The organism is Mameliella sp. AT18, assembly GCF_028807275.1.
GTDB lineage: Bacteria > Pseudomonadota > Alphaproteobacteria > Rhodobacterales > Rhodobacteraceae > Antarctobacter > Antarctobacter albus.
Genome location: NZ_JARAMO010000300.1, coordinates 1 through 26,190 on the forward strand (window position 1 = coordinate 1; position 26,190 = coordinate 26,190).

Annotated in this window: 25 protein-coding genes; 6 read left to right on the plus strand and 19 right to left on the minus strand. The window is 66.2% G+C overall.

Annotated elements, in window-relative coordinates; all coding sequences use genetic code 11:
- Positions 1-45 precede the first annotated feature (45 nt).
- From PVW46_RS24330 to PVW46_RS24360, 7 genes are all read right to left on the minus strand, one after another.
- Positions 46-1,572: a UxaA family hydrolase gene (locus PVW46_RS24330; protein ID WP_274578055.1), complete on the minus strand. Its 1,527-nt coding sequence runs from the start codon at positions 1,570-1,572 to the stop codon at positions 46-48.
- Positions 1,569-2,294, minus strand: a complete 726-nt coding sequence (locus PVW46_RS24335; RefSeq protein ID WP_223306290.1) for a ribonuclease activity regulator RraA — start codon at positions 2,292-2,294, stop codon at positions 1,569-1,571. Before PVW46_RS24335 ends, PVW46_RS24330 begins: the two co-directional genes overlap by 4 nt.
- 5 nt (positions 2,295-2,299) lie before the next feature.
- Entirely contained in the window at positions 2,300-3,202 is a 903-nt protein-coding gene (locus tag PVW46_RS24340; RefSeq protein WP_069208394.1) for a dihydrodipicolinate synthase family protein, read from the minus strand.
- 88 nt (positions 3,203-3,290) lie between these two features.
- Entirely contained in the window at positions 3,291-5,021 is a 1,731-nt protein-coding gene (gene araD / locus PVW46_RS24345; protein ID WP_069208395.1) for an L-arabinonate dehydratase, read from the minus strand.
- 13 nt (positions 5,022-5,034) lie between these two features.
- A complete protein-coding gene (locus PVW46_RS24350; RefSeq protein WP_043145432.1) occupies positions 5,035-5,157 on the minus strand; it encodes a hypothetical protein in 123 nt (40 codons plus the stop codon).
- An 11-nt stretch (positions 5,158-5,168) separates the two neighbouring features.
- Entirely contained in the window at positions 5,169-7,244 is a 2,076-nt protein-coding gene (locus tag PVW46_RS24355) for a TRAP transporter large permease subunit (protein WP_274578058.1), read from the minus strand.
- Between the two features lie 139 nt (positions 7,245-7,383).
- The gene (locus PVW46_RS24360) at positions 7,384-8,424 is read right to left on the minus strand and encodes a TRAP transporter substrate-binding protein (RefSeq protein WP_069208396.1); all 1,041 of its coding nucleotides are present in this window, start codon (positions 8,422-8,424) and stop codon (positions 7,384-7,386) included.
- A 168-nt stretch (positions 8,425-8,592) separates the two neighbouring features.
- On the opposite strand from PVW46_RS24360, the gene PVW46_RS24365 reads away from it, so the two are divergent.
- The 4 genes from PVW46_RS24365 (at position 8,593) to PVW46_RS24380 (ending at position 12,341) form a co-directional block, all read left to right on the plus strand.
- Complete coding sequence (locus tag PVW46_RS24365) at positions 8,593-9,312, plus strand: GntR family transcriptional regulator (RefSeq protein ID WP_043145435.1); 720 nt, start codon at positions 8,593-8,595, stop codon at positions 9,310-9,312.
- A gap of 83 nt (positions 9,313-9,395) precedes the next feature.
- On the plus strand, positions 9,396-10,436 hold the full coding sequence (locus tag PVW46_RS24370) for a pyridoxal-phosphate dependent enzyme (protein ID WP_069208479.1): 1,041 nt from the start codon (positions 9,396-9,398) through the stop codon (positions 10,434-10,436).
- Entirely contained in the window at positions 10,429-11,595 is a 1,167-nt protein-coding gene (locus PVW46_RS24375; protein ID WP_069208397.1) for a M24 family metallopeptidase, read from the plus strand. Before PVW46_RS24370 ends, PVW46_RS24375 begins: the two co-directional genes overlap by 8 nt.
- The gene (locus tag PVW46_RS24380; RefSeq protein ID WP_069208398.1) at positions 11,592-12,341 is read left to right on the plus strand and encodes a maleate cis-trans isomerase family protein; all 750 of its coding nucleotides are present in this window, start codon (positions 11,592-11,594) and stop codon (positions 12,339-12,341) included. Before PVW46_RS24375 ends, PVW46_RS24380 begins: the two co-directional genes overlap by 4 nt.
- Positions 12,342-12,344: 3 nt before the next feature.
- On the opposite strand, the gene PVW46_RS24385 is transcribed toward PVW46_RS24380, so the two are convergent.
- From PVW46_RS24385 to PVW46_RS24435, 11 genes are all read right to left on the minus strand, one after another.
- A complete protein-coding gene (locus PVW46_RS24385) occupies positions 12,345-12,962 on the minus strand; it encodes a hypothetical protein (RefSeq protein WP_069208399.1) in 618 nt (205 codons plus the stop codon).
- Positions 12,963-12,965: 3 nt separating this feature from the next.
- Positions 12,966-13,718, minus strand: coding sequence for a VWA domain-containing protein (locus PVW46_RS24390; RefSeq protein ID WP_069208400.1), 753 nt, complete (start codon positions 13,716-13,718; stop codon positions 12,966-12,968).
- Between the two features lie 16 nt (positions 13,719-13,734).
- Positions 13,735-15,408 (minus strand): phosphate ABC transporter substrate-binding/OmpA family protein, encoded by a 1,674-nt coding sequence (locus PVW46_RS24395; protein WP_274578064.1) that lies wholly within the window; start codon positions 15,406-15,408, stop codon positions 13,735-13,737.
- Positions 15,409-15,460: 52 nt separating this feature from the next.
- A complete protein-coding gene (locus PVW46_RS24400; protein ID WP_069208402.1) occupies positions 15,461-16,150 on the minus strand; it encodes a hypothetical protein in 690 nt (229 codons plus the stop codon).
- Positions 16,147-16,632: an OmpA family protein gene (locus PVW46_RS24405; protein WP_083242184.1), complete on the minus strand. Its 486-nt coding sequence runs from the start codon at positions 16,630-16,632 to the stop codon at positions 16,147-16,149. Before PVW46_RS24405 ends, PVW46_RS24400 begins: the two co-directional genes overlap by 4 nt.
- A gap of 149 nt (positions 16,633-16,781) precedes the next feature.
- The gene (locus tag PVW46_RS24410) at positions 16,782-17,834 is read right to left on the minus strand and encodes an Ldh family oxidoreductase (protein ID WP_069208404.1); all 1,053 of its coding nucleotides are present in this window, start codon (positions 17,832-17,834) and stop codon (positions 16,782-16,784) included.
- A complete protein-coding gene (locus PVW46_RS24415; protein WP_069208405.1) occupies positions 17,834-18,880 on the minus strand; it encodes an L-idonate 5-dehydrogenase in 1,047 nt (348 codons plus the stop codon). Before PVW46_RS24415 ends, PVW46_RS24410 begins: the two co-directional genes overlap by 1 nt.
- A gap of 11 nt (positions 18,881-18,891) precedes the next feature.
- On the minus strand, positions 18,892-20,169 hold the full coding sequence (locus PVW46_RS24420; protein ID WP_069208406.1) for a TRAP transporter large permease: 1,278 nt from the start codon (positions 20,167-20,169) through the stop codon (positions 18,892-18,894).
- 3 nt (positions 20,170-20,172) lie between these two features.
- Positions 20,173-20,676: a TRAP transporter small permease gene (locus PVW46_RS24425; protein ID WP_043145553.1), complete on the minus strand. Its 504-nt coding sequence runs from the start codon at positions 20,674-20,676 to the stop codon at positions 20,173-20,175.
- 75 nt (positions 20,677-20,751) lie between these two features.
- A complete protein-coding gene (locus PVW46_RS24430; protein ID WP_043145447.1) occupies positions 20,752-21,723 on the minus strand; it encodes a TRAP transporter substrate-binding protein in 972 nt (323 codons plus the stop codon).
- Positions 21,720-22,466, minus strand: coding sequence for a GntR family transcriptional regulator (locus PVW46_RS24435; protein ID WP_043145448.1), 747 nt, complete (start codon positions 22,464-22,466; stop codon positions 21,720-21,722). Before PVW46_RS24435 ends, PVW46_RS24430 begins: the two co-directional genes overlap by 4 nt.
- Before the next feature lie 100 nt (positions 22,467-22,566).
- Between PVW46_RS24435 and uxuA the strand changes: the two genes are divergently transcribed.
- Positions 22,567-23,775, plus strand: coding sequence for a mannonate dehydratase (gene uxuA / locus PVW46_RS24440; protein ID WP_069208407.1), 1,209 nt, complete (start codon positions 22,567-22,569; stop codon positions 23,773-23,775).
- The gene (locus PVW46_RS24445) at positions 23,772-25,238 is read left to right on the plus strand and encodes a mannitol dehydrogenase family protein (protein ID WP_069208408.1); all 1,467 of its coding nucleotides are present in this window, start codon (positions 23,772-23,774) and stop codon (positions 25,236-25,238) included. The genes uxuA and PVW46_RS24445 overlap by 4 nt, the downstream gene beginning before the upstream one ends.
- 52 nt (positions 25,239-25,290) lie before the next feature.
- Here the strand turns inward: PVW46_RS24445 and PVW46_RS24450 are convergent.
- On the minus strand, positions 25,291-26,190 hold a 900-nt coding region (locus tag PVW46_RS24450; RefSeq protein WP_274578072.1), incomplete at its 5' end, for a TRAP transporter large permease.

Below are 26,190 nucleotides of genomic sequence, written 5' to 3' on the forward strand. Positions count from 1 at the left end.
GCGGCGTGAAGGTGGATTTGTCGAGCATGGTGGAATGTCCTTTCGTTATCCTGTGACCCCGATGGGCCAGGGTGCGAATTCCTCGGCGCCGACACCCAGCGCCTCGCTTTTCGATGTCTCGCCCGAGGCGACGGCCAGGATCCTGTCAAAGATCACCTCGCCCATCGCGTCCAGCGTCATCTCGCCGTCGATGACAGCGCCGCAGTTGATGTCCATGTCCCCGGCCATGCGCGAGAACATCGGCGTGTTTGTCGCCAGCTTGATCGTCGGTGCCGGGAAGGAGCCGAAACAGCTGCCTCGCCCGGTGGTGAAACAGACGAGATTGGCGCCGCCCGCGATCTGGCCGGTGGCTGCCACCGGGTCGTACCCCGGAGTGTCCATGAAGACCAGCCCGCGCGCCGTGACCGGCTCGGCGTAGCGATAGACCGCCTCGATGCCGGTCATGCCGCCCTTCTTGGCGCCGCCCAGCGATTTCTCGATCACGTTGGCCAGCCCGCCGTCCTGGTTGCCGGGACCGACGACGCCCTGCATCTGGACATCCTTCCCGTCGGTATAGTCCAGCCACCACTTGATCCGGTCGAGCAGCGCGCGACCTGTCGCCTCGTCCCGCGCGCGGGCCGTCAGCGTGTGTTCGATCCCGTACAGCTCCGGCGTCTCCGACAGGATCGCGGTGCCGCCGTGGCGGGCAAGAATGTCGACCGCTTTGCCCAGAGCCGGATTTGCGCTGAGGCCGGAAAACCCGTCCGAACCACCGCATTGCAAGCCGATCCTGAGATGCGAAGCGGACTGCCGGCTGCGGACGGCCTTGTTGGCCTCGGGCAGCATCTCGCGCACCGCCTGTTTGCCCGCCTCGATGGCCGCCGCCGTACCGCCGACATCCTGCATCCGGATCGTGTGCAGCATCAGCCCGGTCTCAAGCGCCGTGTCCGCAAAGAACCGTTCCAGCGAATTACGCTCGCACCCCAGCGAACAGACCACCGCGCCCGCAATGTTCGGATGGCGGATATAGCCCGACAGCGTGCGGTGCAGCAGGTCCATCGGTTCCCCCGTCGCCTCCATCCCGCAGCCCTGGTTGTGGATGAAGGGCACGACGCCATCGACATTGGGAAAGTCGGCAAGGCGTTCCTCGTCGAAATAGGCCGCGATCTTGCGCGCGACGGTGGCCGAACAGTTCACGGTGATGAAGATGCCGATGTAGTTGCGCGTCCCGACCCGGCCATCTGGGCGTTCGATGCCCATGAAGGTCGCGCGCTGATCTTCGGGCAGCAGGTCAGCCGCGACGTAGTCCTCACCGAAACGGTAGTCCTTCTGGATCTCGTCCACCAACACGTTGTGGGTGTGCATCCAGGTCCCCGGCGCAATATCCTCGCCTGCATAGCCGATGACCGTGGCGTATTTTAGCACCGGCGCGCCCTTGGCGATATGCGAGGTGGCCAGCTTGTGGCCCGCCGGAACGTCCTGCAGGGCCATCACACCCTCGCCCGGGATCTCCGTGCTCGCAGGCAGCGCGGCCCGCGCGACGACGACATTGTCGCGCGGGTCGAGGCGGATGACCGGTGCGGCCGGCATCATCGGTTGTTTGCCTTGCGCCACTCGGCGAACTTCTTGAGGTTTTCCTCTTGCGTGGCCGGGTAGAGGCCGATGATCGTCTGCCCGTTCTGCACCTGTTCCAGCGCGAAATCCTCATAGGCGGTCATCTCGATGGCTTCGTCCGCGATCTCGTCCGCGAGGTGTGCGGGAATGATGATGACGCTGTCATCGTCGCCGACCACTATGTCGCCCGGAAAGACCGGCGCATCGCCGCAGCCGATGGGGACGTTGATGTCGATGGCCTCGTTCGTGGTCAGGTTGGTCGGGCTGGACGGGCGCGCGTGATAGGCGGGCATCTCCAGCTGCGCGATGTTCATGGCGTCGCGAAAGCCGCCGTCGGTCACGACACCGGCCCCGCCGCGCACCATCAACCGGGTGATAAGGATGTCGCCCGCGCTGGCGGCCTGCGCCGATTTGCGGCTGTCCATCACCATGACGTACCCGGGCGGGCAGGTTTCGATCGCCTTGCGCTGCGGGTGGTCGGGGTTGCGGAACTCGACCAGCTGGTTGCGGTCCTCGCGGGCGGGCATGTAGCGCAGGGTAAAGGCGGGCCCGACCATGTTGCGGCCCTTCTGGCTCAGCGGGCGCACGTCCTGGATGACCTGGTGGCGCAGGCCCCGCTTGTAAAGCGCGGTGGCCAAGGTTGCGACAGAGACCTGTTCCAGCTTGGCTTTGGTGTCGGGGTTCATGGGGTGGTCGGTCATCGTGGTCATCCTCGGATCAGGCCGTTGGTTGTCATGAAGGCGCGCAGGCGGGTCATCTGGTCATCGCTCAGGGGCCAAGCGGCGGGCGGGCGGGCGATGCCGCAATCCTCGCCCATCAGCTGCAGCGCCGCCTTGACGCCGGGCACGTTGGCCCCACCCTGATCCTCGGCACGGATGTCCTCGAAAACCTGCATCTCGGCGATCAGGCGGCGCGCCTCGGCGTAGTCACCGCGCTCCAGCGCGGAGTTGATGGCGACCGAACGGTCCGGCCAGACGTTGATCAGGCCCGAGGTAAAGCCCCGCGCCCCCACGGCGTAGAAGGCAGGCGCCCAGACCTCTGCCAGGCCCCCGGTCCAGATGATGTGATCGGGACAGGCCGCGATGGCGGCCTTCAGCTTCATCGGGTTGGGCGTGGCCCATTTGACGCCGACGACACCCTCGACATTGCAAAGCGCGGCGATGGCATCGGTGCCGATGGCATCGTTGCGCAGGTAGAGGATGATCGGCAGCCCCTGCCCCGCCTCGCGCACCGCGCGAACGTAATCGACCAGGCCCCGCGGCGCGACAAAAGGATCCGGCGGCTGGTGGATCATCAGCGCTGCGGCCCCGGCTCCGTGCGAGGCTTCGGCCAGTTTCTGTGCGTCGCGGACACCGCGGCCGACGCCGGCCACCATCGGCACCCGCCCCGCAATATGGGCGCCTGCGGCTGTAACCATCGCGCAGGCTTCGTCCACGGTCAGGCCATAGAACTCGCCGGTGTTTCCGTTGGCGGTCAGCACGTGCACGCCTGCGGCAACCGCCCGGTCCACCACCGGCTTTTGCAGGTCCGGCGCGATCTCTCCGGCGCTGTCGAACGGGGTGACGAGAATACCGGAGACGCCCGTCAGGGCCTGGCTCAATTCGGTCATGTCAAAGCTCCTGTGTCCCGGACCCGCGCCGGGATCGTCTGTCGGTAGAGGCCCCGCAACAGGTCCGGGGCCTTTGCACGCGAATGGTTCAGTTGATCTCCGGCTCCGGCACCGGGCCGCCGAACTCCGAGCGCAGGAAGTCGAAGTCACAGCCCTTGTCCGCCTGCTCGATATGTTTCGAGAACATCCAGCCATAGCCGCGTTCGAACCGGGGCTCCGGCGCGGTCCAGTTGGCGCGGCGCGCGGTCAGCTCCTCGTCCGTGAGACGCACGTTCAGCACCCGGTTGGGCACGTCGATCTCGATGATGTCGCCTGTCTCGATCAGGGCCAGCGGCCCGCCGACAAAGGCCTCGGGCGCGACATGCAGGATGCAGGCACCGTAGGAAGTGCCCGACATGCGCGCATCCGACAAGCGCAGCATGTCGCGATGCCCCTGTTTCAGCAGCGCCTTGGGCATCGGGATCATGCCCCATTCCGGCATCCCCGGCCCCCCCTGCGGCCCGGCATTGCGCAGGACCATGACGTGATCCGGCGTCATCGGGTAATCCTCGTCGTTGATGATCTCCTTGAGCTGGGCATAGCTGTCGGCAACGATGGCGGGGCCGGAATGCTTCTGGAACTTCGGGTCCATCGCGGCGGGCTTGATAACGGCGCCATCGGGGGCAAGGTTGCCCCGCAGCACCGCCAGGGACCCCTCGTGGTAGACCGGGTTGGACAGCGGACGGATCACGTCGTCATTGTAGTTGACCGCATCGGCGATGTTCTCGCCCATCGTCCGCCCGTTCACCGTCATGACGGAGAGATCCAGCTTGTCGCCAAGCTCTTTGATCAGCGCGGGCAGACCGCCCGCGTAAAAGAAGTCCTCCATCAGGTATTCCTTGCCCGAGGGGCGGATGTTGGCGATCACCGGGGTGCCGTGGCCGATCTCGTCCAGGTCCTCGAGCGTCAGGGGCACCCCCGCGCGGCGGGCCATCGCGATCAGGTGGATGATCGCGTTGGTGGAACAGCCGGTGGCCATTGCCACGGTCACGGCATTGCGCGTGGACTGGGGCGTCATGATCTTGTCCGGCGTGAGGTCCTCCCAGACCATTTCCACCGCGCGGCGGCCACAGGCGGCAGCCATGCGCTTGTGCCCGGCATCCGGCGCCGGGATCGACGATGCGCCCGGCAGGGTCAGGCCCCAGCCATCGGCGATGCTCATCATGGTGCTGGCGGTGCCCATCGTCATGCAGGTGCCATAGCTGCGCGCGATACCGCCCTGCACACCGTCCCATTGGTCCTTGGTGATGGTCCCTGCGCGGCGTTCGTCCCAGTATTTCCAGACATCCGTGCCAGAGCCCAGCTTCTGCCCGGCGTAGTTGCCGCGCAGCATCGCCCCCGCGGGCATGAAGATGAAGGGCAACCCCATGCTGACCGCCCCCATGACCAGCGCGGGTGTGGACTTGTCGCAGCCGCCCAGCAGCACGACCCCGTCAATCGGGTGGGCGCGCAGAGTCTCCTCCACCTCCAGCGCGCCCATGTTCCTGTAAAGCATCGAGGTTGGCTTCAGGAACTGTTCCGAAAAGCTGTGTACCGGCATTTCGACCGGCATGCCACCTGCTTGATAGACGCCCTTCTTCACGAACTCGGCGCGATCGCGCAGGTGGTGGTGGCAGGGCGACAGGTCAGACCACGTATTGATGATGGCGATGACCGGCTTGCCTTCCCAGTCTTCGCCGTCCAGCCCCATCTGCATGGCGCGCGACCGATGCCCCATCGAACGCAGGTCATCCGGTGCGAACCAGCGGGCAGAGCGGAGGTCTTCGGGTTTCTTGGTCATTGTCCGGTCTTTCTCAGGAAATCGGTTGTGCGTACTGGAACATCAGGAAGACGATCAGCGCTGCCAGCGCAAGACCGAAGACCCAGGGCCAGATCCCGTAACCGTTGATGTCGTCGTGACTGTCGCGTCCGATCATTGGGTCTCTCCTCAGTTCAGGAATTCAGGCAGGAAAAGCGCGATCTGCGGGAAGAACATGACCAGCAGCAGACCCACGATCTGCAGCCCGATGAAGGGCAGGACAGAGATGAAGATCTCTTGCAGGGTCACGTCCTTGGGCGCCACCGACTTCAGCCAGAAACAGGCCGGGCCAAAGGGCGGCGACAGGAAGTAGATCTGGATGTTCATCACGAAGAGGATGCCGAACCAGATCTTGGCCTGGTCCTCGGTCAGGCCCAGGTCCGGCGCCAGGGTCATGATGACCGGGGCAAAGACCGGCACGGTGATCAGCACGATGGCGATCCATTCCATGAAGGTGCCCAGCACCATAAGGATCAGCATCATGACCAGCACCGTACCCAGCGCCGACAGCCCAAGATCAAGGAAGAGCGAGCGCATGAACTCTCCGCCACCCACGAGGTTGAAGATGCCCACAAAGCTGACCGCGCCCAGCACCAGCCAGATGATGGTGCCGACCGTCGTCATGGTGCCCAGCATGGCCGCCGACAGCACGTTCCACTCGAATTTGTTGCGCACGGCGGCGATGAACAGCGCCCCGATGCAGCCCACTGCGGCCGCCTCTGTCACCGAGGCGATGCCGCCGTAGATCGACCCCATGACAGAGGCGATCAGCAGGATGCAGAGCAGCACCGCCGTCATGCGGTCCTTGGACAGTTTCTTTTCCGTGCCCGTGATCTCTGCCACCTCGGCGGCAGTCGGGGCCAGGCTGTGGTTCAGGTTCACCCGGATCAGGACGTAGCCCGCGTAGAACACCGCCAGCATGATCCCCGGAATGGCACCGGCCATGAACAGGTCACCGATGCCCACCTCTGCGGCCAGCCCGTAGACGATCATGATGATCGACGGCGGGATCAACGTGGCCAGCGCCCCCGAGGCACAGATCAGCCCGATGGACAGCTTTCGGTCATAGCCAAGGCGGAACATCTGCGGCAGGGCGACAAGGCCCAGCATCACGATCTCGCCGCCCATGACGCCAGACATGGCGGCCAGGATCACGGCCACGACCGTGGTCTGCACCGCCACGCCGCCGCGCAGGTTCCCGGCAAAGATCGACATGGCATCGAACAGGTCCTCGGCGATGCCCGCCCGTTCCAGGATCGAGGCCATCAGGACAAAGAAGGGCACGGCAACCAGGCTGTAATGTTCCAGCAGGCCCACCGCGTTCGACGAAACCAGGAACAGGCCGCGCGGACCGAAAAACCCGATAGCCATGACGACCGAGACAAAGAGGGTCACGATGCCCAGCGGCATCCCCGTCATCATCAACGCGATCAGCAGGGCCACCATGATGATCGAGATCGTGCCAAGGTCCATCTGGCGCAGGTTGAGCGCCTTGGACGGGTCCATCGCCTTGCCGAGGCCCGAAATGAAGTCCGAGAACATCACCGCGATCTGAACATCCAGCACATGCGCCAGGAAGGCAGAGACGAAATAGAGGACAAAGTAGGCGCCCGCGATCTTGACCAGCATTCTTGCAGTCGGGCTGGTCAGGTGCCGGTGCAGGTTCATCATCAGCTGCGCGAGATACATGAACCCGCCGATCACCATCAGGCTCTTCATCATCATCGGCATGGGCGAGTTGAAGGCAGAGCCCGATTTCTCGATCCGTCCAACGCTGTCATAGGCCCGGATCGAGGCATCGCTCAGCAGCATGTAAAGCGCGATGACCCCGATGATCATCGCAAACAGTTCCAGCCACCAGCGCTGCGCCTTGCTGGCCATGTTGTGGATCACCGTGATCGCGATATGGCGCTGTTTCATGGTGACGTAGCCAGCCGACAGCATCCAGGCGGCGGCGACGATGGTCATGACCGTTTCAAAGGCCCAATAGGTCGGCGCGTGCAGGACGTAGCGGGAAAACACCTCCCAGAGCGTGGCAAGGGCCGCGACCATGTAGAAGGTGGAAATGGCGATGCCGGTGATATGGCTGGTATGTTCGACCACCGTGTATTGCGACCGCGGCAGGTCCGCCTCGTCGTGCAGCGGGTCCTGGGCGCCGATCTCGATCTCGGTCTGGTCCAGGGCGTCGTCTAGGTTGCGCGTCATCGCTCGATGTTCCTATCCCGGCCGTCCCCGTGTCACGGGGCGGTCTTGTGGCGCGTCGGTTGGGGTCTTGGTCCGGTGTCTTGTCGCGGCGTGGCACGCCCGCGGCTGGCGGGCGTGCCGATGTCACTCGCGGCGGGCCTCAGAGCAGGCCGGCTTCTTTCATGAAGGCGACATGCGCGTCGTAGACTTCCTTGGCCAGGTCAGATCCGGCGGCAAAGTCTTCCCAGGCTTCCTGGGCGATCTTGCGGAACTTGTCGCGCTCTTCCTGCGGCCAGTCGATGACGGTGATCTCACCCTCGGCCTTGTCGCGGGCGACAAGCTGGCGGTCGAGACGGTCGAAGTGCTGGCGCAGGCCGTTGTAGGCAGCGAGATACCAGGTCTCGAGCGCGACCCGCTCGGCCTCGGTCAGCTCTTCCCAGACCGCCTCGGAGACAGTGAACTGCAGGATCGGGGTAGAGTGGATGCCGGGGTAGATCGGGTACTTGGCGATCTTGTGCATGCCGTTGGCATCGTTGTTGGCATAGGCCGAGTTGTCGGCGGCGTCGATCACGCCTTTTTCAAGCGCGCCGTAGGTTTCCGACCCGGCCATCGAGACCGGCGCGGCCCCTGCCCGCTTGAACACGTCGGCGGCCAGCCCCTCGGGAGAGCGGATCTTCAGGCCCGCCAGGTCTGCCACGCCGCGCACCGGCACCTTGGAGACGAAGGCCTCGCGCGCATAGGCCCCGCAGCCGACCACGTGGACACCCGGGTAATGCGCATCAAAGAGCTTTTGCAGCATTTCCTTGCCGCCGCCCTGGGCGCAGAAGGCCTGGATCTGGTCGGCGGAATCGTACCCGGCGATCAGGTCGCCCATCAGGGCAAAGGCGGGGTCGACGCCGGCGAAATAGTTGATCGAGGTCAGGTCGCCGTCGAGGATGCCGACACCGATGGCCTCGGGGGTTTCGCGGCGCGGCACGACCGCGTTGATCGGCAGCAGCTCGACGGTCAGCGTTCCGCCGGTCATGGCCTCCAGCTTGGGCACCCATTCCTCGTTCAGGTAGGCCAGCGAGGCATGGCTGGCGTTGGACGAGGTCTGGATCTTCAGCACACGATCCGCGGCGCTGGCCGCGCTGGCAGTTGCCAGGGCTGCGACCGCCACGACCCCTGCCCTGGACAGCGTCTTGAGCATCTCGAATTTCATAGGTTCCTCCCGTTCTGCGCTGCGCGCCACGCTCCCTCACGTGACTTCATCAGCAGCTAAGCGAACTAATATATTAGTTGATCCAGAGCGTCAATCTTGATTGAATACCATTGCCCACCCTCCTAGATCCTCGTCATCCGCAGGCTGGGCGCAGGGAGTGGTCCGACGATGTCCTCGATAGAACAAAGCTTTGGCGACACGGCGAAAACCGCCCCGACCTCGGCGGCGGGGACGGTCTACGACGCGCTGCGGGGCAAGATCGTGTCGCTGGACTACCCACCCGGCACCTCGCTCTCGCGCAATGCGCTGGCGCAGGAATATGGCGTCAGCCTGACCCCCGTGCGCGAGGCGATGCAGCGACTGGAAGAAGACGGGTTGCTGCGGATCATGCCGCAATCGGGCACCGTCGTGAATCGGATCGACGTCGACCAGCTGTACGAGACGCAGTTTCTCCGGATCGCTGTCGAAACCGAGGTGGTGCGCCGCCTTGCGCTGGCGCCTCAGCCAACCATCCTGGCCCGCGCCCGCGCCATCGTGCGGATGCAGGAAACCCTTGTCGGCGACACCGAGCAGATGGGCATGTTCAACGAACTGGACCGTGCCTTTCACCGGACACTTTTTGCCGGGGTCGGCATGACCAACCTCCAGCAGATGCTGGTCCGGCGCATGGGGCACCTGCTGCGCTGCCAGCGGCTGGACCTGCCGTCCGAGGGCAAGATGGCCGACATCGTGGACCATCACAAACGCATCTTGGCCGGGATCGAGGCCGGCGATGCCGAGGCCGCGACAGAGGCCATGCGCAGCCATCTTTCCGGCACGATCAGCCGCCTGGACGTGCTGCGTGCCCGTTTTCCCGACCATTTTTCGGACCCGGCGCCCGGCACCTGACAAGCTGCCCCGCCGCGATTGCGCGCTCGGGGGAATGCGCCTAGGCTCGGCTGGATTGCGAAATCGTGCCGGAGGTCAACGACGTGCCAGAGATCGAGCCAAACCCGTTCAAGGGCCAGGGGATATTGCAGGACTGGCCCCTGCCCGCCTCCGATCCGGCGCCCGTCTCGGCCCTGCTGGCACGCTGCCCGAAGCATGCGCCCACGCCCCTGCGCGATGCGCCGGACCTGGCCTCTGCCTGCGCTGTCGCGGGGTTGCACATCAAGGATGAGAGCGGACGCATGGGGCTTGGCAGCTTCAAGGCGCTTGGTGCGGCCTATGCCATCGCGCGGGACGCCTGCGCTGCGGGGGGCGATCCACCCTCGGCCGCGGGACGCACCTATGTCGCGGCCAGCGCGGGCAACCACGGTCTGTCGGTGGCCGCCGGGGCCGCCGTTTTTGGCGCCCGCGCGGTGATCTACCTGGCCGACACGGTGCCAGAGGCCTTTGCCGACCGGCTGCGCGCCAAGGGGGCCGAGGTCGTGCGGGCGGGCGCCACCTACGAGGACAGCATGGCCGCCGCCGAACAGGCCGCCGCCGACAAGGGCTGGACCCTGCTGTCCGACAGTTCCTGGGAGGGCTATACCGATGCCCCGCTGGCGGTCATGGAGGGCTACCTGCAACTGGCCGCCGAGTCCGTCGAGCAGATGCCGGAACCGCCCACGCATATCCTGCTTCAGGCCGGCGTCGGCGGCATGGCCGCAGCCCTTGCCGCACATTTCCGCGCCGCCTGGGGCGATGCCCCGCAGATCGTCGTGGTGGAACCGGATGCCGCCCCTGCCCTGCGGGACAGCATCCGTGCGGGCCATGCCGTGACCGCGCCGGGCCCGGTGTCCTGCATGGGGCGCCTTGACTGCAAGACACCTTCGATGATCGCCTTGGCCGGGCTGTCGCGGGACGCGGACAGCTTTGCGACCCTCACCGAAGCCGAGGCGCAGGATGGCGTCGCCACGCTGGCCCGGCACGGGCTGGCCACCACGCCGTCGGGCGGGGCGGGACTGGCCGCGCTGATTGCGGGACTGCCGGGGATCGGGACAGAGGCGCGGGTGCTGGCGGTGCTCAGCGAAGGCCCCGAGGATGGCTGACGGGCGCCCCGGTTTCGGTGCAGGCGAATACCGCCGCCGCTGGGCCGCGCTGCAGGCCCGCATGGCAGAGGCGGGCGAGGATGCGCTCTTGCTGACCGGCCCGGCGGATGTCTTCTACCTGACCGGATTCCTGACCCGCTTCTGGGAAAGCCCGGCCCGGCCCTGGTTCATCATGCTGCCCGCCAAGGGAGACCCCGTCGCGGTGATCCCCGAGATCGGGACCCACCTGATGGGCCAGTGCCACGTGGGCGAGGTCCGCACCTGGCCGGCCCCGGACCCGGTGGACGACGGCATCGGCCTCTTGACCGAGACGCTGGCCGCGCTGGTCCCCGAACGGGGCCGGATCGGCCTGCCGATGGGGTTGGAAACCAGCCTGCGGATGCCGCTGGCCGACTATCGCCGCCTGACCGCCGCCCTTGCCCCCCGTGCCTTTTCCGATGCCACCGATACGGTGCAGCGCGTCCGAGAGATCAAGTCCGAACTGGAAATCACCGCCATCCGCGAGACCTGTACCCTTGCCACGCGCGCCTTTGACGCCGTGCCCGCCATCGTCGCCGCCGAGCGCACTCTGGATGCGATTTTCCGGAGCTTCCAGGGCGCCTTGCTGGAGGCCGGGGCCGACTGGGTCAGTTACACGGCGGGCGGTGCCGGTCCGGGCGGCTATGGCGACGTGATCTCGCCGGCCCTGCCCGTCCCGGTCCGGCGCGGCGACGTGCTGATGCTGGACACGGGCGCGGTAAAGAACGGCTATTTCTGCGACTTCGACCGGAATTTCAGCATCGGACCGCCCGATGACGACACCCGCCGCGCGCAAACCGCGCTGTACGAGGCGACAGAGGTCGCCCTGAACCGCCTGCGCCCCGGCATGACGGCTCGGGATGCACACCGGCTGCTGACCTGCGCCCTCTCTGAACGCGGCGCGACACCCGGCGGCGGGCGGCTGGGGCATGGGCTGGGCCTCACGTTGACGGAATGGCCCTCTTTCACCGATCGGGACACGACCCTGCTGCACGAGAACATGGTGCTGACGCTGGAACCCTCGGTCGAGATCGCGCCGGGCCGGATCCTTGTCCACGAAGAGGATATCGTGCTGCGTGCCGACGGACCGGAGCTGTTGACGGAACGCGCGCCCTTCGACCTGCCGGAGATCGAGATTTGAGCGGCTTTCCCTTTGACCTCGACACGCCGGAAAGGGTCACCCTGGGCCTGATCGTCTTGCATGTGGACGAAACCATCGAAGGTGATTTCCGCCGCATCTTTCCGGGTCCGGACGTGGCCCTTTATATGACGCGCATCCCCTCGGGGGCCGAGGCCACGCCCGAGACGCTGGGCCGGATGGAGGCGGACCTGCCGCGCGTGACCGCGCTCTTGCCCCCTGCCGCACAGTTTTCCGCCGTGGGATATGGCTGCACCTCGGGCACCACGATGATTGGCGCAGACCGGGTGACGGAGCTGGTCGAGAGCGCCTGCCGGACTGGCGCGGTCTGCAACCCGCTGAGCGCCGCACGCGCCGCCTGCCGTCACCTGGGCATCCGCCGTCTGGGGCTGGTCTCGCCCTATCGCCCGGACGTGGCGCAGCCCGTCTGCGATGCCTTGGCCGGTGACGGAACAGAAATCGCCCGCGCCGTGCATTTCGGTGAGGCAATCGAGGCCAACGTCGCGCGCATCTCCGGCAACAGCGTCAAGGCCGCCGCGCGCGAGGTCGCCCGACACGGGGACATAGACGGGATATTCCTGTCCTGCACCAACCTGCGCACGCTGGACGTGATCGGACCGCTGGAACAGGAGTTGGGCCTGCCGGTCTTTGGCAGCAACCTGGCCCTCGCCTGGGCGATGGCGCGCGCCGCCGGGCCGCGGGTCACGCCCAAACTGGACTGCCGGTTGATGCAGGCTGAACCGGCCTGAGCGTCAGTCGCCGCCGTCACGGTAATTCAAGGACTGGTCGTGCCTGTGGGCCGAGGTATCCAGCCGCCGCGAGGCACGCGTGCCCGGCACCAGCAGTTCCGCCTTGCGGAAATAGGCGCGCAGCTCTTCCTTGACGATGCCGAAATGCTTGCGGACCTCACGCACGGTCATCGACTGCCAGGGCTCTTCCTCCAGCGGGACAAGGTGCAGATCCCGGTTCGGCAGGTTGTCGATGGAATAGCCCACCCCCAGCCGAAAGCTGGGGATGTGCTCGGGGCTGAATTGCCAGACCTTGGGATACAGCGTGGTCGAGACGTGGATGAAGGTATCGACCGCCTCATCCGTGATGTCCGAGGCCGCGCCCATCGTCGCCCCGATGATAAACGCCTCGTCCTGAACGTGCAGGCCACGGCCCAGCAGGACGTGGATGCAGTCATGCCTTTCAAGGCTGATGGCGCCAGGCAGCGCGTCGGGGCTTTCGGGGTTCTCGTATTTCCGGATGATCTCGGGCACGTCCTCGGCCTCGGCGGCGGGCATGGTTGCCAGCACCTCGGCCAGGGTCATGTCGTCGGTGTCCAGTCCCGGGCTCCATTCGTCCCATTGCAGCAGCGCGCGGCCCATGCCCTAGTTATCCCCCTCGAAGGCGGTGATCGGATCGAAACTGGCGTTTTCGGCCACGGCAGCCTGCAGCGCCTCTGCCAGCTTTCCCACATCGTCCACCGCGACATAGCTGGTGTGGCCTTCGGCGTTCAGGACATGGCGCCGCCCGATACCGATGCCGATTGTGGCCACCTGCACCGGCGTCTTGTTCACCGTCTCGATCACCTCGCGCACCAGCAGATCGGGATCGTCCGCTGCGCCATCGGTGGTGACGATGATCCTGTAGGTGCCAAAAGACCGCGAGCGCGCCGCCTCTTCGGACAGCAGGTCACGCGCCGCCGACAGCGCCGGCCCCAGCGGGGTCGAGCCGGTCGAGCGCAGCGGAGACAGCCTGCCCGGCAGGATGTCGGCGGCATCCTCGACCGTCTCGAACGGCAGGACCAACCCGGCGTTCAGCGCCAGGACACCGACCCTGTCGTTGGGGTCCATCATGCGCACCGCCTGCAGCACCGCGGCCTTGGCCTGTTCCAGGTCGGACCCCATGGAGCCGGAATCGTCCAGCACGATCATGGTAAAGATCCGGTCCGGGTCCGGCATCGTCTCGACGTCCGGCACCTCGATCAGCGGCGGCCAGGCGGCCAGCGCCTCCCAGTCCACCGTGCCCATGTCGGTCGAGGGCGCGTAGGCGGGCGGCTCCGACACCGTGTTGTAGAAGACAAAGCCGCTTGCGGCCACGACGCCGGCCACGGCCAGGAGGACGATTTTTGCCTTGCTCATGTCACCATCCCCCGTGTCATAGCGGATCGAAGGTGGTGGCTTCGGCCTGGGCCGTCAGCACCCGGAAAACGACGCGCATGTTCTGCCGCCACTCCGCCTCGGTGGTGGGCGGGTTGAACTTGGGGGCGGAAATGCCGACGCCGTCGACGATGAACTGGTCGCGGATCAGCCGGATGCCATTGTCCTCGGCGTAGGTTTCCAGCGCGTCGACCACGGCGATGGCCCGCTGCAACGACAGGTTCTGCGTCGAGGTGCGGATGCCCCGCAGTTCCGACTTGGCGGCGCCGTCCTTTTGCCGCCGCAGGAAATGCAGCGGGTCGGCATGGCCTTCGACGGTGATGATCGCGCCCGAGTAGGTCGAGGCCAGGCGCAGGATCTCGGCGAAATCCTCGGCGTAGAGATCGGCGGGGAAATCCGGCGTGTCCGGCTCGAAGTAGACCTGGAAGTCGATCTTGGTATTGGCGTCCAGCTGGCCGGTACGGCGCAGGCGGTTGACGGCCTGCGCCGCCTTTTCCGGGTTGAAGGCAGCAACCTGGCGGTCGTCGAGGTTCTTCAGCCCGTCGGTCAGCGTGGTGTAATCCCACTCCGCCGTGGCAAGCTCATGCGGAAAGTCGATCATGCCTGCGCCGCGCAACGCCGTGGCAACCTCCTGGCTGAGCACGTCGAAGCGCCGCAGGTCCGCCGGGTCGGCGAAATGGCGGGCGTTGCCCGACCAGCCGTCGGTGATCGCGTCCATCCAGAGGAACACGCCCTCTTCCTGCGGCAGCCCGCCCAGGAACTCGTCCGCCATCAGCTGCGCCATCTGGGCACGGTCGGGATTGCCTGCCTCGGCCATGAAGGCGCGCATCTGCTCTTCGGCTCGGAACAGCGCGTTGACCAACTGGGCGATCTCGTCCCTATGGGCGTCGAAGTAGTCCGCCCGCACAGCGATGTAGTCGGACACCACCGAGGTGGCCTCCAGTGTCGAGATCAGGATCGTCGATCCCTTGACCGACCCCTCGGCCCCGGTGCCCACGGCCCCGCCCGAAGTCAGGAAACGCGCATCGGGCAGGATCACCGCCGCCGCATCGGCCTTGCCGTCGGCAAAGAGATTGGCAGGCGTGTCGCCATCGCCGGTCAGCGCCTCGGCCCAGACCACGGTCACATCGTCAAAGCTGAGGCCTGCGTCCGACAGCACCCGGCCCACGAAATCGACATGAGGTCCGTAGGCCTGGATGGCGATGCGTTTGCCCGCCAGATCGGCGGGGCGGCGGATACCCTCCCCCGCGACGATCCCATCACCGGCCGACCAGCTGTGCTTGAAGAACACGATCTGTTCGGTCCTGGGGTCGGCCTCTGTCACCGGGGCGGCGGCCATCAACATACCCAGCGTGCCGCGCAGGAACGGAGTGTCACAGGCCAGGTAGTCCTCGACCTGGCCCGCGAACCTGTCCTTGACCGACAGGGTCAGCTCCCATCCCGCGTCCTGCAGCAATCCGCCGCGCGGGGACAGGGAATTGCCGTTGGCATGGACGACGACGCCATCCGCCCCCCAGGCGATCAGGGGCATCTTCTGGGTGGTTCCGCCGGAACAGTCGCGCACCGGGCTGGTGACGACCTGGGCCAGCGGATCGCCGGTCTCGGCCAGAGCGGGCAATCCGCTGACCGCAAGAGCCAGCACTGCGCAAAGGGATCGAATGAGTTTCTTCATAACAAGTCCTTCGTCGTTGTCGGGGACTTGGCCCCGGAAATTCAACGCCATCTCAGCGGCGCAGCAGGGTCTCTGCGGTCGATGATGCCACTTCGACCTTTTCAAGCAAAGACGTGATCGCCCGTGCCTCCAGCCCGTCCAGCGCGTCGTGCAGGCTCTGGATGCTGGTGCGCAGGTGCGTGCGGCTGGCCTCGACATCCTTGCCGTCGCCGCCCGTGCGGGCCCGCAGGGCACCGTGGGTCTCGATGGCCTCGACCACCAGGTCGGACCGAGCCAGAACCGCCTGCACGCGCGGCAGTTCGCCCGGCGCGTAGAACAAGCTGCGCGCCAGGGCGTCGAACCTGTCGGCGGTCCGGGTCAGCAGCGCGGCGATGTCCTCTTGCGTGCCCGGCACGATGCGGCGGATACGGCGGGCACGGTCATGGGTTTCGATCACCGTGGCCAGCGCGGTGGCATGGCGTCCGGACTGGGCGCCGTGCAACTGGTCGAAGGCATGCGACAACAGCGCCGCCTCGGAATGCAACATGCGCGCGGGCAACAACATCAGCGCCCCCAGCGTCAGGGCCAGGCCCAGCACCACCGCAATAACGACATGGGCGCCCGGAAACCACAGCGGCAAGCGCACGAAGGCCAGGTAGGCCAGCCCCGCCAGCAGCACCACCACCAGCACCAGCAGCATCGGCAGGACCGGTGTTCGCGCCGACAGGCTGTCCCCGCTGAAGACCCGGTCGTGCATGGTCATGGCCGCACCTGCCACGTCAACGTCACCCGGGCCAGGCTGGACTGATAGGCGCGATCCCCCATGCCGTCCTCGCGCGGCAACGGATCGCCACCGCCGACGCCCCCGGCCCAGTCGATGCGGCGAAGCGGGAAGCCGGCGTCCAGCGCCACCTGCCGTGCAGTCTCGGCGCGTTCTTCGGAAAGCCTCAGGTTGGCGGCCTCGTCCCCCTGGGTGCCGCTGTGGCCAGTGATCCGGATGACGATGCGATCATCTGCGGCAAGCTGAGAAAGCTGCGCTTTCAGGCGCGCCTCCTCGCCCGTGGCAAAGCCGGTTCCGCGGCTGAAGACATAGTCCTCGCTGGCCGGTCTCAACGCCGCGCCGGCGATGCCAAGCGCCGCGGCGCCGCCCAGGGCCGCGGCGACCAGCACCGCCCCGATGATCGCTCGGCGGGGCAGTCCCGGGCCGGAACGGGTCGACGGGCTGGCGGCATTCTGTGACGTCACGGGTCAGGCTCCATGCAATGACTTTGTCAAACATGGATAGCATAACCGTGATTTTACGGGGAAACAGGTCTTGATATCCCCCGGCCCCGCAATTGCCCTGTGGCGTGCAGATGCCTAGTTTTTCATCGGTTTCCGATGTCTTTGCCATCTCAGGGCAGAGTTGCGGGGAAGGCAAGGCCCGACGCTTTGGCACAGTCGCGGATTCGGGTCAGCACCTCGTCCGGCAGGGCAATGCCCTGCGTTTCCGCCGCCGCAATCGCGCTTGCGGCACGGTCGCCCGGAATGCGCACCGGCCCGCGCCCCGGGATCGGCGTGCTGTCGCGGCAGGCGGCGTTGAGATGATCCACCTGCGCCTCGAAGGCCCCTGCCCCGGCAAAGGCCGCCGGGTCCATGACCTGCAGAAAGACATTCGCTCCCCAGCGGTCCGGCGCCTCGACCCGTCCATGCCCGGAAAGGCCCTGGGTCAGCATCTCGACCATCAGGCTCATGGCAAAGCCCTTGTGGCCGTGATCCATGCCCCCGACCGGCAGGATCGACCCCTTGGGGTTGGCATTGACCACGTTCGGGTCCGTGGTCGCATTCCCCTCGGCGTCCAGCATCCACGGATGGGCAAATTGCGTGCCACTGTTGATGTGCTCGCGCACCTTGGACACCGTGGTGATCGAGGCACAGGTGTCGATCAACACCGGGTGATCGCCGCCCGGATAACCGATGGCCCAGGGATTCGGCGTCAGCAGCGGCTCGACCCCGCCAAAGGGCGCGACCCATTGGCCGGAAGGGTCGGAAGTGGCGATATAGCAGATTTGCCCCTGCAAGGCAGCGATACGGGTCAGCGTCGACAGGCAGCCGATGTGATGGCTGCGCCGGATTGCGATGGCGGCGATGCCGGTGTCGCGGGCGCGGGCCATCGCCGAGTCCAGCGCATGTGTCATGACCCAGTGACCGGGCAGGTAGTTGCCGTCCCAGACCTGTGTCGCGCCGCGATCTGTGACGACCTCGTGCCTCCCGTCCGAGGTCATCCGGCCAGAGGCCAGCTCCGGCAGGTAATAGGACACCATCGAGATCCCGTGTGTCGTGACCCCAAGCTCATCGGTCCGGATCAGCAGATCGGCAACCACACGCGCCTTCTCGGGGGCAAGGCCGCCGCCTGTCAGCAGGCTATGGGCCAGGTCGAACAGGTCGTCACGGGCAAATCTCTGCATCAGGCAGCCTCGAAGGTCAGGTGCACCTTGACCGATTTCGTCCGATCTGCAGCGACGGCAAAGGCCTGCGCGGCCTGTTCCAGCGGAAAGCGCGCGGTGACGAAGGGCGCGACGTCGATGCTGCCCGATGTGATGGCCCGGACGGCCTCGGCAAATTCCTCGTGGAAGCGGTGCGTGCCCTGGACGCGGATTTCCTTGGCAACCAGCGCATTGATCGGCATCGGCGTATCGCCGACGACGCCGACCTGAACCAGGACACCGCGCGGGCGCAGGGTCGCGATGGCAGACCGGATCGCAGGCGCGGCGGCGGAGCATTCGAACACGGTGTGGAAATGCCCCTTTTCGGCGGCATAGGCCTCCATCGCGTCGGGGTCCTTGGCGACGTTGATCGTACGGGTCGCGCCCATTGCGCGCGCGACTTCCAGCGTTGCGTCCTGAAGGTCGGTGACGACGATTTCCGACGCGCCTTCGCAGGCGGCGATGGCCACGCAAAGCGCCCCGATCGGGCCGGCCCCGGTGACTAGCACGCGTTTGCCGGCGATCTTCCCGGCCATATGCGCCGCGTGCAGGCAAACCGCCAGCGGCTCGGCACAGGCCACGGCGCCCAGATCGGCGCCCTCGGGCAAGGGGATGCACTGCGCGGCCTCCACAACGATCCGGTCGCGGAACAGACCCTGTTCATGTGGCAGGCGGATGGCAGACCCGTTGAACCGCATGTTCAGGCAATGCATCGGCAGGCCCTCGGCGCAATACGCGCACGCGCCGCAGGGACGGCTGGGGTTCAGGGCCACCGGATCGCCCGGCGAGACATGCGACACACCCTCGCCCACCGCCACGACGCGGCCCGAGGCCTCGTGCCCCAGGATGATCGGCTCGCGCACGCGGATAGTGCCGATGCCGCCGTCCGAGAGGTAGTGCATGTCCGACCCGCAGATCCCGCCCGCGGCGACGGCGACAAGCACCTGTCCCGGCCCCGGTGCGGCGACCTCCTCGGTTTCGATACGCAGGTCGTTGGCGCCGTAAAGACGGCAGACTCGGGTTTGCATGTCGGTCCTCCTCAGTTGGTCAGGACGGATGGCAGCCAGGTGGCCAGCGGCGGAAAGAAGGACACCGCCAACAGCACCAGGATGTTGGTCAGAAGGAAAGGCAGGATCGCGCGGACCACCGGCGCCAGCGGCAGCCGTGCGATATTGGCGCAGACAAAGAGGCAGACCCCCACCGGCGGCGTGGTCAGCCCGATCATCAGGTTCAGCACCGCGAAGGTGGCGAAATGCAGCGGGTCGATGCCCACCGCGTTCGACAGCGACAGAAGCGGCACGAAGAGGATGATGAGTGCCGCGATGGTCTCCATGAACATGCCGACGAACAGCAGCAGGATGTTGATCAGCAGGATCACCAGCAGCCTGTTCTCGGTCACGGACAGGACGGAATCCGCGATGGCCTGCGGGATGCGTTCGGACACGAGGATCCAGCCAAAGACATTGGCAAAGCCCACCAATGCGAGGATGCCCGCCGCGGAAACCGCGCTGTCCGCGATGATGCCCGGGACCTTTCGCAACGGCAGCTCGCGGTAGATGAAGGCGCCGACGATGAAGGCATAGACAGAGGCGACGACCGCGGTTTCGGTTGGCGTCGCATAGCCGGACAGCAGCCCGTAGATGATCAGGAAGGTCATGGCGATGGCCCAGATCGCCCCGCCGAAGCTGCGCGCAACCTCTCCCCAGCCCTGCCAGGGCTGGTGCGGATAGCCGCGCCGTACAGAGATGATGTAGCAGGTCACCATCATGGCGACGCCCATCAGGATGCCTGGGATGGCGCCCGCAAGGAACATCTTGCCCACGGAAATCCCCGACAGCGCGCCGACGATGATCATCGGCACAGACGGCGGGATGATCGGGCCGACCGTGGACGAGGCCGCAGTGACAGCGGCCGAGAAATCAGCAGGGTAGCCCGCCTTCTTCATGCCCGGGATGAGCACGCCGCCAAGGCTGGCCGCATCGGCCACTGCCGTCCCGGTGATGCCGCCGAACAGCATCGAGGCCGAGATGTTTGTCAGCCCTAGCCCGCCCCTGATCCATCCCACGATGGCATTGGCAAAGCGGATGATCCGTTGGGTGATCCCGCCCTGGTTCATCAGGTTGCCTGCCAGGATGAACCCCGGGATCGACAGCAGGACAAAGACATCCATGCCCGCGTACATCTTTTGCGGCATGACCACGGGGGGCATCCCCGCAAACAGAAGGTATGCCAGCGACGACAGGCCAAGGGTAATCGCGACGGGAATGCCCAGGGCAAGACCGGCCACGAAGACCGAGAAGAGGATTGCAACGTCCACGGATCACTCCTCCTCGGGACGGTGGGGCTTGCCGTCTTCGGTGCCGGACAGCATGCCGATGACGCGCAGCACGGCAAAGCCGGCCAGTCCGACCAGCATCAGCCAGACGGTGAAATGGACATAGTCCATGCGGATTCCCAGCGCGGGAGAGGTCTGCATCTTGCCGATGGAGACGTAGCGCCAGGCGTGCGACAGAAGGAAGATGGCCAGCCCGGCGGTGGCCAGTGCCGCCAAGAGGCGCAGGAGCCACGGCAGCGGCGCGGGCAGCGCTTCGCTGATGACATCCACGTTCACCAGGTCGCCCGACCGCATCGCGGCCCCGGCGCCAAAGGCCACCATGTACAGCAGCGCGTAGCGGGTCAGTTCCTCGGTCCAGACCGGCGAGGTGCCCGCCAGCCGCCCGATGACCTGGACCAGCACGGCCCCCATCAGCACCGCAAAGCCCAGGCCCGCCCCGATCCGCGCAAGCAGGACAACGGCCCCGATAAAGCGATCAACGTGTTTCACCGTGTTCCCCCTGTCAATCAGGCCGGCGCCACGGACTCGCGGCACCGGCCAGGTTTTCATGCGAACGCGCGGATCTTATTGCGCGAAAAGCTCTTCGACGATCGGCTTGATCTCGTCGTTGACGTTGGCCAGGACCGCATCCTTGGCCGCCGCCTGGAAGGCTGCCGCGTCGACGTCGACAAAGGTCATGCCCTGCGATTCCAGGAAGGCGCGGTCGTCGGCCAGGCTCTGCTCGAACAGCTCACGCTCGTAGGCCTGCGCGCGCTTGGCGGCTTCCATGACGGCATCCTTGTCGGCATCCGACAGCTTGGCCCAGGTGGTTTCCGCGATGGTCAGGTAGATCCAGGACCGGACGTGGTCGGTCAGGTTGACGTGGCTCTGCACCTCGTAGAAAGAGGCCGAGCGGATCAGCGCCAGCGGGTTTTCCTGCGCTTCGATGGTGCCGTTCTGCAGCGAGGTGAAGACCTCGGAGAAGGCCATCGGGCCGGGATTGGCGCCCAGCGCCTTCCAGACGTCCACAAACAGCGGCACATTCGGCACGCGCATCTTGAGGCCGTTCAGGTCGGCGGGCGTGGTGATCGCACGGTTCGAGGTCAGGTCGCGCGCGCCACGGGCGAAATAGGCGATCGGGCGGATCTGCACCTTGTCGACGATCTGCGCCTTGATGTCGTCACCCACCGGACCGGCGGCAAAGGCATCCATGTCCTCGATGGTCTGGAACGCATAGGGAACCGCCAGCAGGGCCGCCATCGGCGCCCAGTTCTGCAGGCTTTCGCCGGTGATGGTCATGTCGACCGTGCCCAGCTGCATGCCGTTGATCAGGTCGATTTCCTTGCCCAGCGACTCGTTCGGGAACACCTCGACCGCGATGCGGCCATCGGTCAGCGCCGACAGTTCCTCGCCGAACTTGACGCTGGCCTTGTGCCATGAGTTGTCCTCGTTGGCGAGGTGACCCAGCTTGAGCGTCATCTCTTGCGCCGCGACCGGCGCGGCGACCATTGCCGCCACGGCTGCGGCGATTGCGGTCATCCTGAAACCAAAAGTCATCCCTGTTCTCCTCCTTGGATGGGGGCATTCACCGGTTGCGGCAAGGCGCCGTCCGGCAATTCGAAATAGGCGGCATTGGCCGCCACGATCTGCGGGAGATCACTGAGGACCTCACGCAGGTGATGTCGGACCGCCGAATTGGCGCCGGTGATGGCGCCGCATTCGATCTGGTCCACGATGTCACGATGCTGCGCGATCAGCTTGCGCAGCGGGAAATGACCCAAAGACAGGAAACGGACCCTGTCCATCTGGGCCTTCAGGCCCTCGATCTGTTTCCAGGCCCCGCCCTTCCCGGCCGCTTCGGCCAGGGTGCGATGGAACAGGTCGTCGAGGTCGATGAAGTCGTTGGGGTCGCCGCCCTCGGCCTCTTCCTGCCGGATCAGTTGCCCGCGCAGTTCTGCAATGACCGCCGGGTCTGGCGCGCGAGCGAGGATCTTGGCGATGTCCGCCTCGATCGCCTCGCGCAGAAAGCGCGCGTCCAGCACCGCGGAATAGCCGATGCGGCTCACGATGGTGCCCCGTTGCGGCAGGACGGCCAACAGCCCGAGATCGGCGAGGCGAATAAAGGCCTCGCGCACGGGTTGGCGGCTGACGTCATAGGTGCGGGCCACTTCGGACTCGGACAGCCTGTCGCCGGGCTTCAGATCGTTGTGGATGATCCGTTCACGCAGAATCCGCAGGATTTGCCGCGAAATCGGCAAAGCCGGATCGAGTTCCCAAGTTCCGCTGCCCTCGGCATTCATGATTCGCCGTCCTCCCGCTCGCTAGCTACCATACTTCCATACTAGTCAGCAATCACGCAGGGTGATAGAGAACGGCAAGACTTCAAAGCGGGAGGACACCATGAAGCAGACCTGGCGCTGGTTTGGTCCCAAGGACCTTGTGACAACCGATGACGTGGCGCAGGCGGGGGCCGAAGGCATCGTGTCGGCCCTGCACCACGTCCCCACCGGCACCGTCTGGAGCCGCGACGAGATCGCGAAGCGACAGGCAGAGATCGCACGCCTTTCCGATGGCAGCCCCTCGGGACTGGACTGGGCCGTGGTGGAAAGCCTGCCGGTTTCCGAGGACATCAAGAAGCAGCAGGGCGACTGGCGACAGCACATCGCCAACTACAAGGAAAGCCTGCACAATCTGGCTGCCTCCGGGCTGGAAGTGATCTGCTACAACTTCATGCCGGTGCTGGACTGGACGCGCACGGACCTGGCCTGGCGGCTGCCCAGCGGCGCCACCTGCATGCGGTTCGACCTGACCGATTTCGCCGCCTTCGACCTGCACATCCTGGCACGAGACGGCGCCAGGGAAGACTATGACGCCGCGCTGCAAGATTCAGCCGCACGTCGCTTTGCTGCGATGACCGACGAGGCGAAGGAGGCACTGGCCGGAAACGTGGTCTACGGCCTGCCCGGCGCGGCAGAGCGATTCTCGCTCGAGGACGTGCGCGCGCATCTGGCCGAATACGCCGCCATGAGCGAAGCCACCCTGCGCGGCCATCTGGTCGACTTCCTGTCAGAGGTCGCCCCGGTGGCGCAGGAGCTGGGTCTGAGGCTCTGCTGTCACCCGGACGATCCGCCCTTCCCGCTGCTGGGCCTGCCGCGCATCATGTCGACCGAGGCGCAGTACCGCGCGGTGATTGAGGCGGTCGACCTGCCCGCCAACGGCATCACGCTGTGTTCCGGCTCGCTCGGGGCGCGCCCCGACAACGACCTGCCGGGCATGATGGAGCGGCTGGGCGACCGGGTGCATTTCCTGCACCTGCGCAACGTCAAGCGCGAGACAACCGAGGTGCGCGGCTCTTTCCACGAGGCCGAACACCTGGGCGGCGACACGGACATGGTGGCCCTTGTCGAGGCGGCCCTGAGGGAAGAGGCACGCCGCAGGGCCGCGGGCCGCTCCGACTGGTCCATTCCCTTCCGCCCCGACCACGGGCAGGACATCCTGGACGACCTCGGTCGCAAGGCGCAGCCGGGCTATCCCTCGATCGGGCGGCTCAAAGGACTGGCGGAACTGCGCGGAATCATCGCCGCGCTGTCGCCCCGGGTGGTGGCATGACCCGGCTCAGCACGCTTGACCAACTGGCTCAGGGTGTTCGCCGCCCCGGCTACGATCCGGCCGCCCACGGGCCGGGCATTGTCCACATCGGCCTGGGCGCATTTCACAAGGCGCACCAGGCGCTTTATACCGACGACGCGCTGGCGGCGGCGGGCGGCGACTGGCGCATCACCGGCGTCAGCCTGCGCAGCCTGGAACCGGCGGCGGAACTGACACCGCAGAACGGGTTGTTCACCCTCATCGAACGCGGTGTCGAAGGAAGCACGGCGCGGATCATCGGCGCCATCGACCGCGCGCTGAGCCTGTCCACCGACCGGCGTGCGGTGCTGGACGCGCTTTGCGATCCGGCCACGCGCATCGTCTCGCTGACAGTGACCGAAAAGGGCTATGGCATCGACCGCGCCACCGGCGGCATCGACCGAACCCACCCGGCAATTGCCGCGGACCTCGCCGATCCCGGTGACCCGCAAGGGGTCGCGGGCCTTCTGGTCTGGGCGCTGCGACAGCGGCGGCAGGCCGGCACGCCACCCTTTACCGTGCTCTGCTGTGACAACCTTCCGGAAAACGGCACGCTCGTCCGGTCACTGCTGGTCGATTTCGCCCGGCAGACCGCCCCGGACCTGGCCGATCATATCGCCAGCGATGTCGCTTTCCCCTCGACGATGGTGGACCGGATTACCCCGGCCCGCACCGAGGCCACGCTGGCCTTGGCCCGCGAGATGACGGGTGTCGAGGATCACGGCGCCATCGAATGCGAGAGCTTTCGCCAATGGGTGATCGAGGATCAGTTTCCATCGGGCCGCCCAGCATGGGAGGCCGGCGGCGCGGTCTTTGTCGAGGATGTCCGCCCCTTCGAAAACATGAAGCTGAGGATGCTTAACGGCGCGCATTCCATGCTGGCCTATGCCGGCTTCCTGGCCGGGCACAGATATGTCCGGGACGTGATGGGAGATCCCGCGCTGGCGGCTCTGGTCCGGCGGCACCTGGCCGCCGCTGCAGCCACCCTGCCGCCCCTGCCCGGCGTGGACCTGCAAGCCTACGCGGGTGACCTGGCCACGCGGTTCGCCAACCCGCACCTCGGACACGAAACCTACCAGATCGCGATGGACGGGACCGAGAAGATGCCACAGCGCATCTTTGCCGCCGCCTGCGACGCGCTGGATCGCGCGCAACCGCTGGAGCCCTTCGCCTTCGCCACCGCCGCCTGGATGCGATACACGCTTGGCCGCGACGAGGCGGGCCAGGCCTATGACCTGCGCGACCCACGGTCCGCCCTGCTGACCCCTCTGCCTGACGTGCCCGTGACGCCCGAGGGCCTGCACGACCGGCTTGCCGCGATCTCTGACCTGGTCCCCACGCGCCTGACGGAGGCGCCCGGCTGGCGCGATGCGGTGATCACGCGGCTGACTGTCATGCTGGATCGGGGAATGCCCGCGGCCATCGAGGCCGACGCGTCGCGCTGACCCCGGAAAGCGAAGCGGCCCCGCCTGCCTGGCGGGGCCGCTTGTCATCATGTCAGCCGTAGACCAGCCTTGGTAGCCAGGTGATGATCTCTGGTATCGTCATGCACAGGACCAGTCCGACGATCTGCAGGAACAGGAACGGCAGCGCCGACTTGAAGATGTCGGTCATCGGGATGTGATCAGGGGCCACCCCGCGCAGGTAGAACAGCGCATAGCCAAAGGGCGGCGACAGGAACGACATCTGCATGTTCACCAGGTAGAGCACGCCGAACCACAGCACCAGATCCTCGGGGCTGTCGAGGCCAAAAGCGGCCGCACCGAGCGCCTTGATGATCGGGACAAAGATCGGCACGCACAAGAGCAGGATGCCGACCCAGTCCAGGAACATCCCCAGGATCACCAGCAACACCTGCATCAGGATCAGGATTCCCCAGGGGCCAAGCCCCGTGGCCGCCAGCGCGTCCTGCACGAACTGCTGCCCGCCTTCCAGGACGTAGAGCCCGACAAAGATCGTCGCGCCGAACATGATCCAGATGACCATCGCGCTGGCTTTCAGCGTCGTGGTGCAGGCCTCGCGCACCGTCGGCCAGTCCAGCTTGCGGTGGATGGCGGCGACGATGAAGGCGCCGAAGGTGCCGATGCCGGCCGCCTCGACCGGGGTGGCCACACCGGAAAAGATGATGCCCAGCACCACCACGACCAGCGTGATCGGTGCCGCCATCTTGCCCACCAGCTGCAGTTTCTCCTTGTTGGACACCCGCTCTTCGACCGGGATCGCCGGCCCCAGCGCCGGGTTGATGTAGCAGCGCAGCGTGACGTAGAGGATATACATCCCCGACAGCAGCAGGCCCGGGATCACCGCGCCGATGAACAGCTCACCCACCGATTGTTCCGCGACCACCGCATAGATGATGGCCAGGATCGACGGCGGGATCAGGATGCCCAGCGTGCC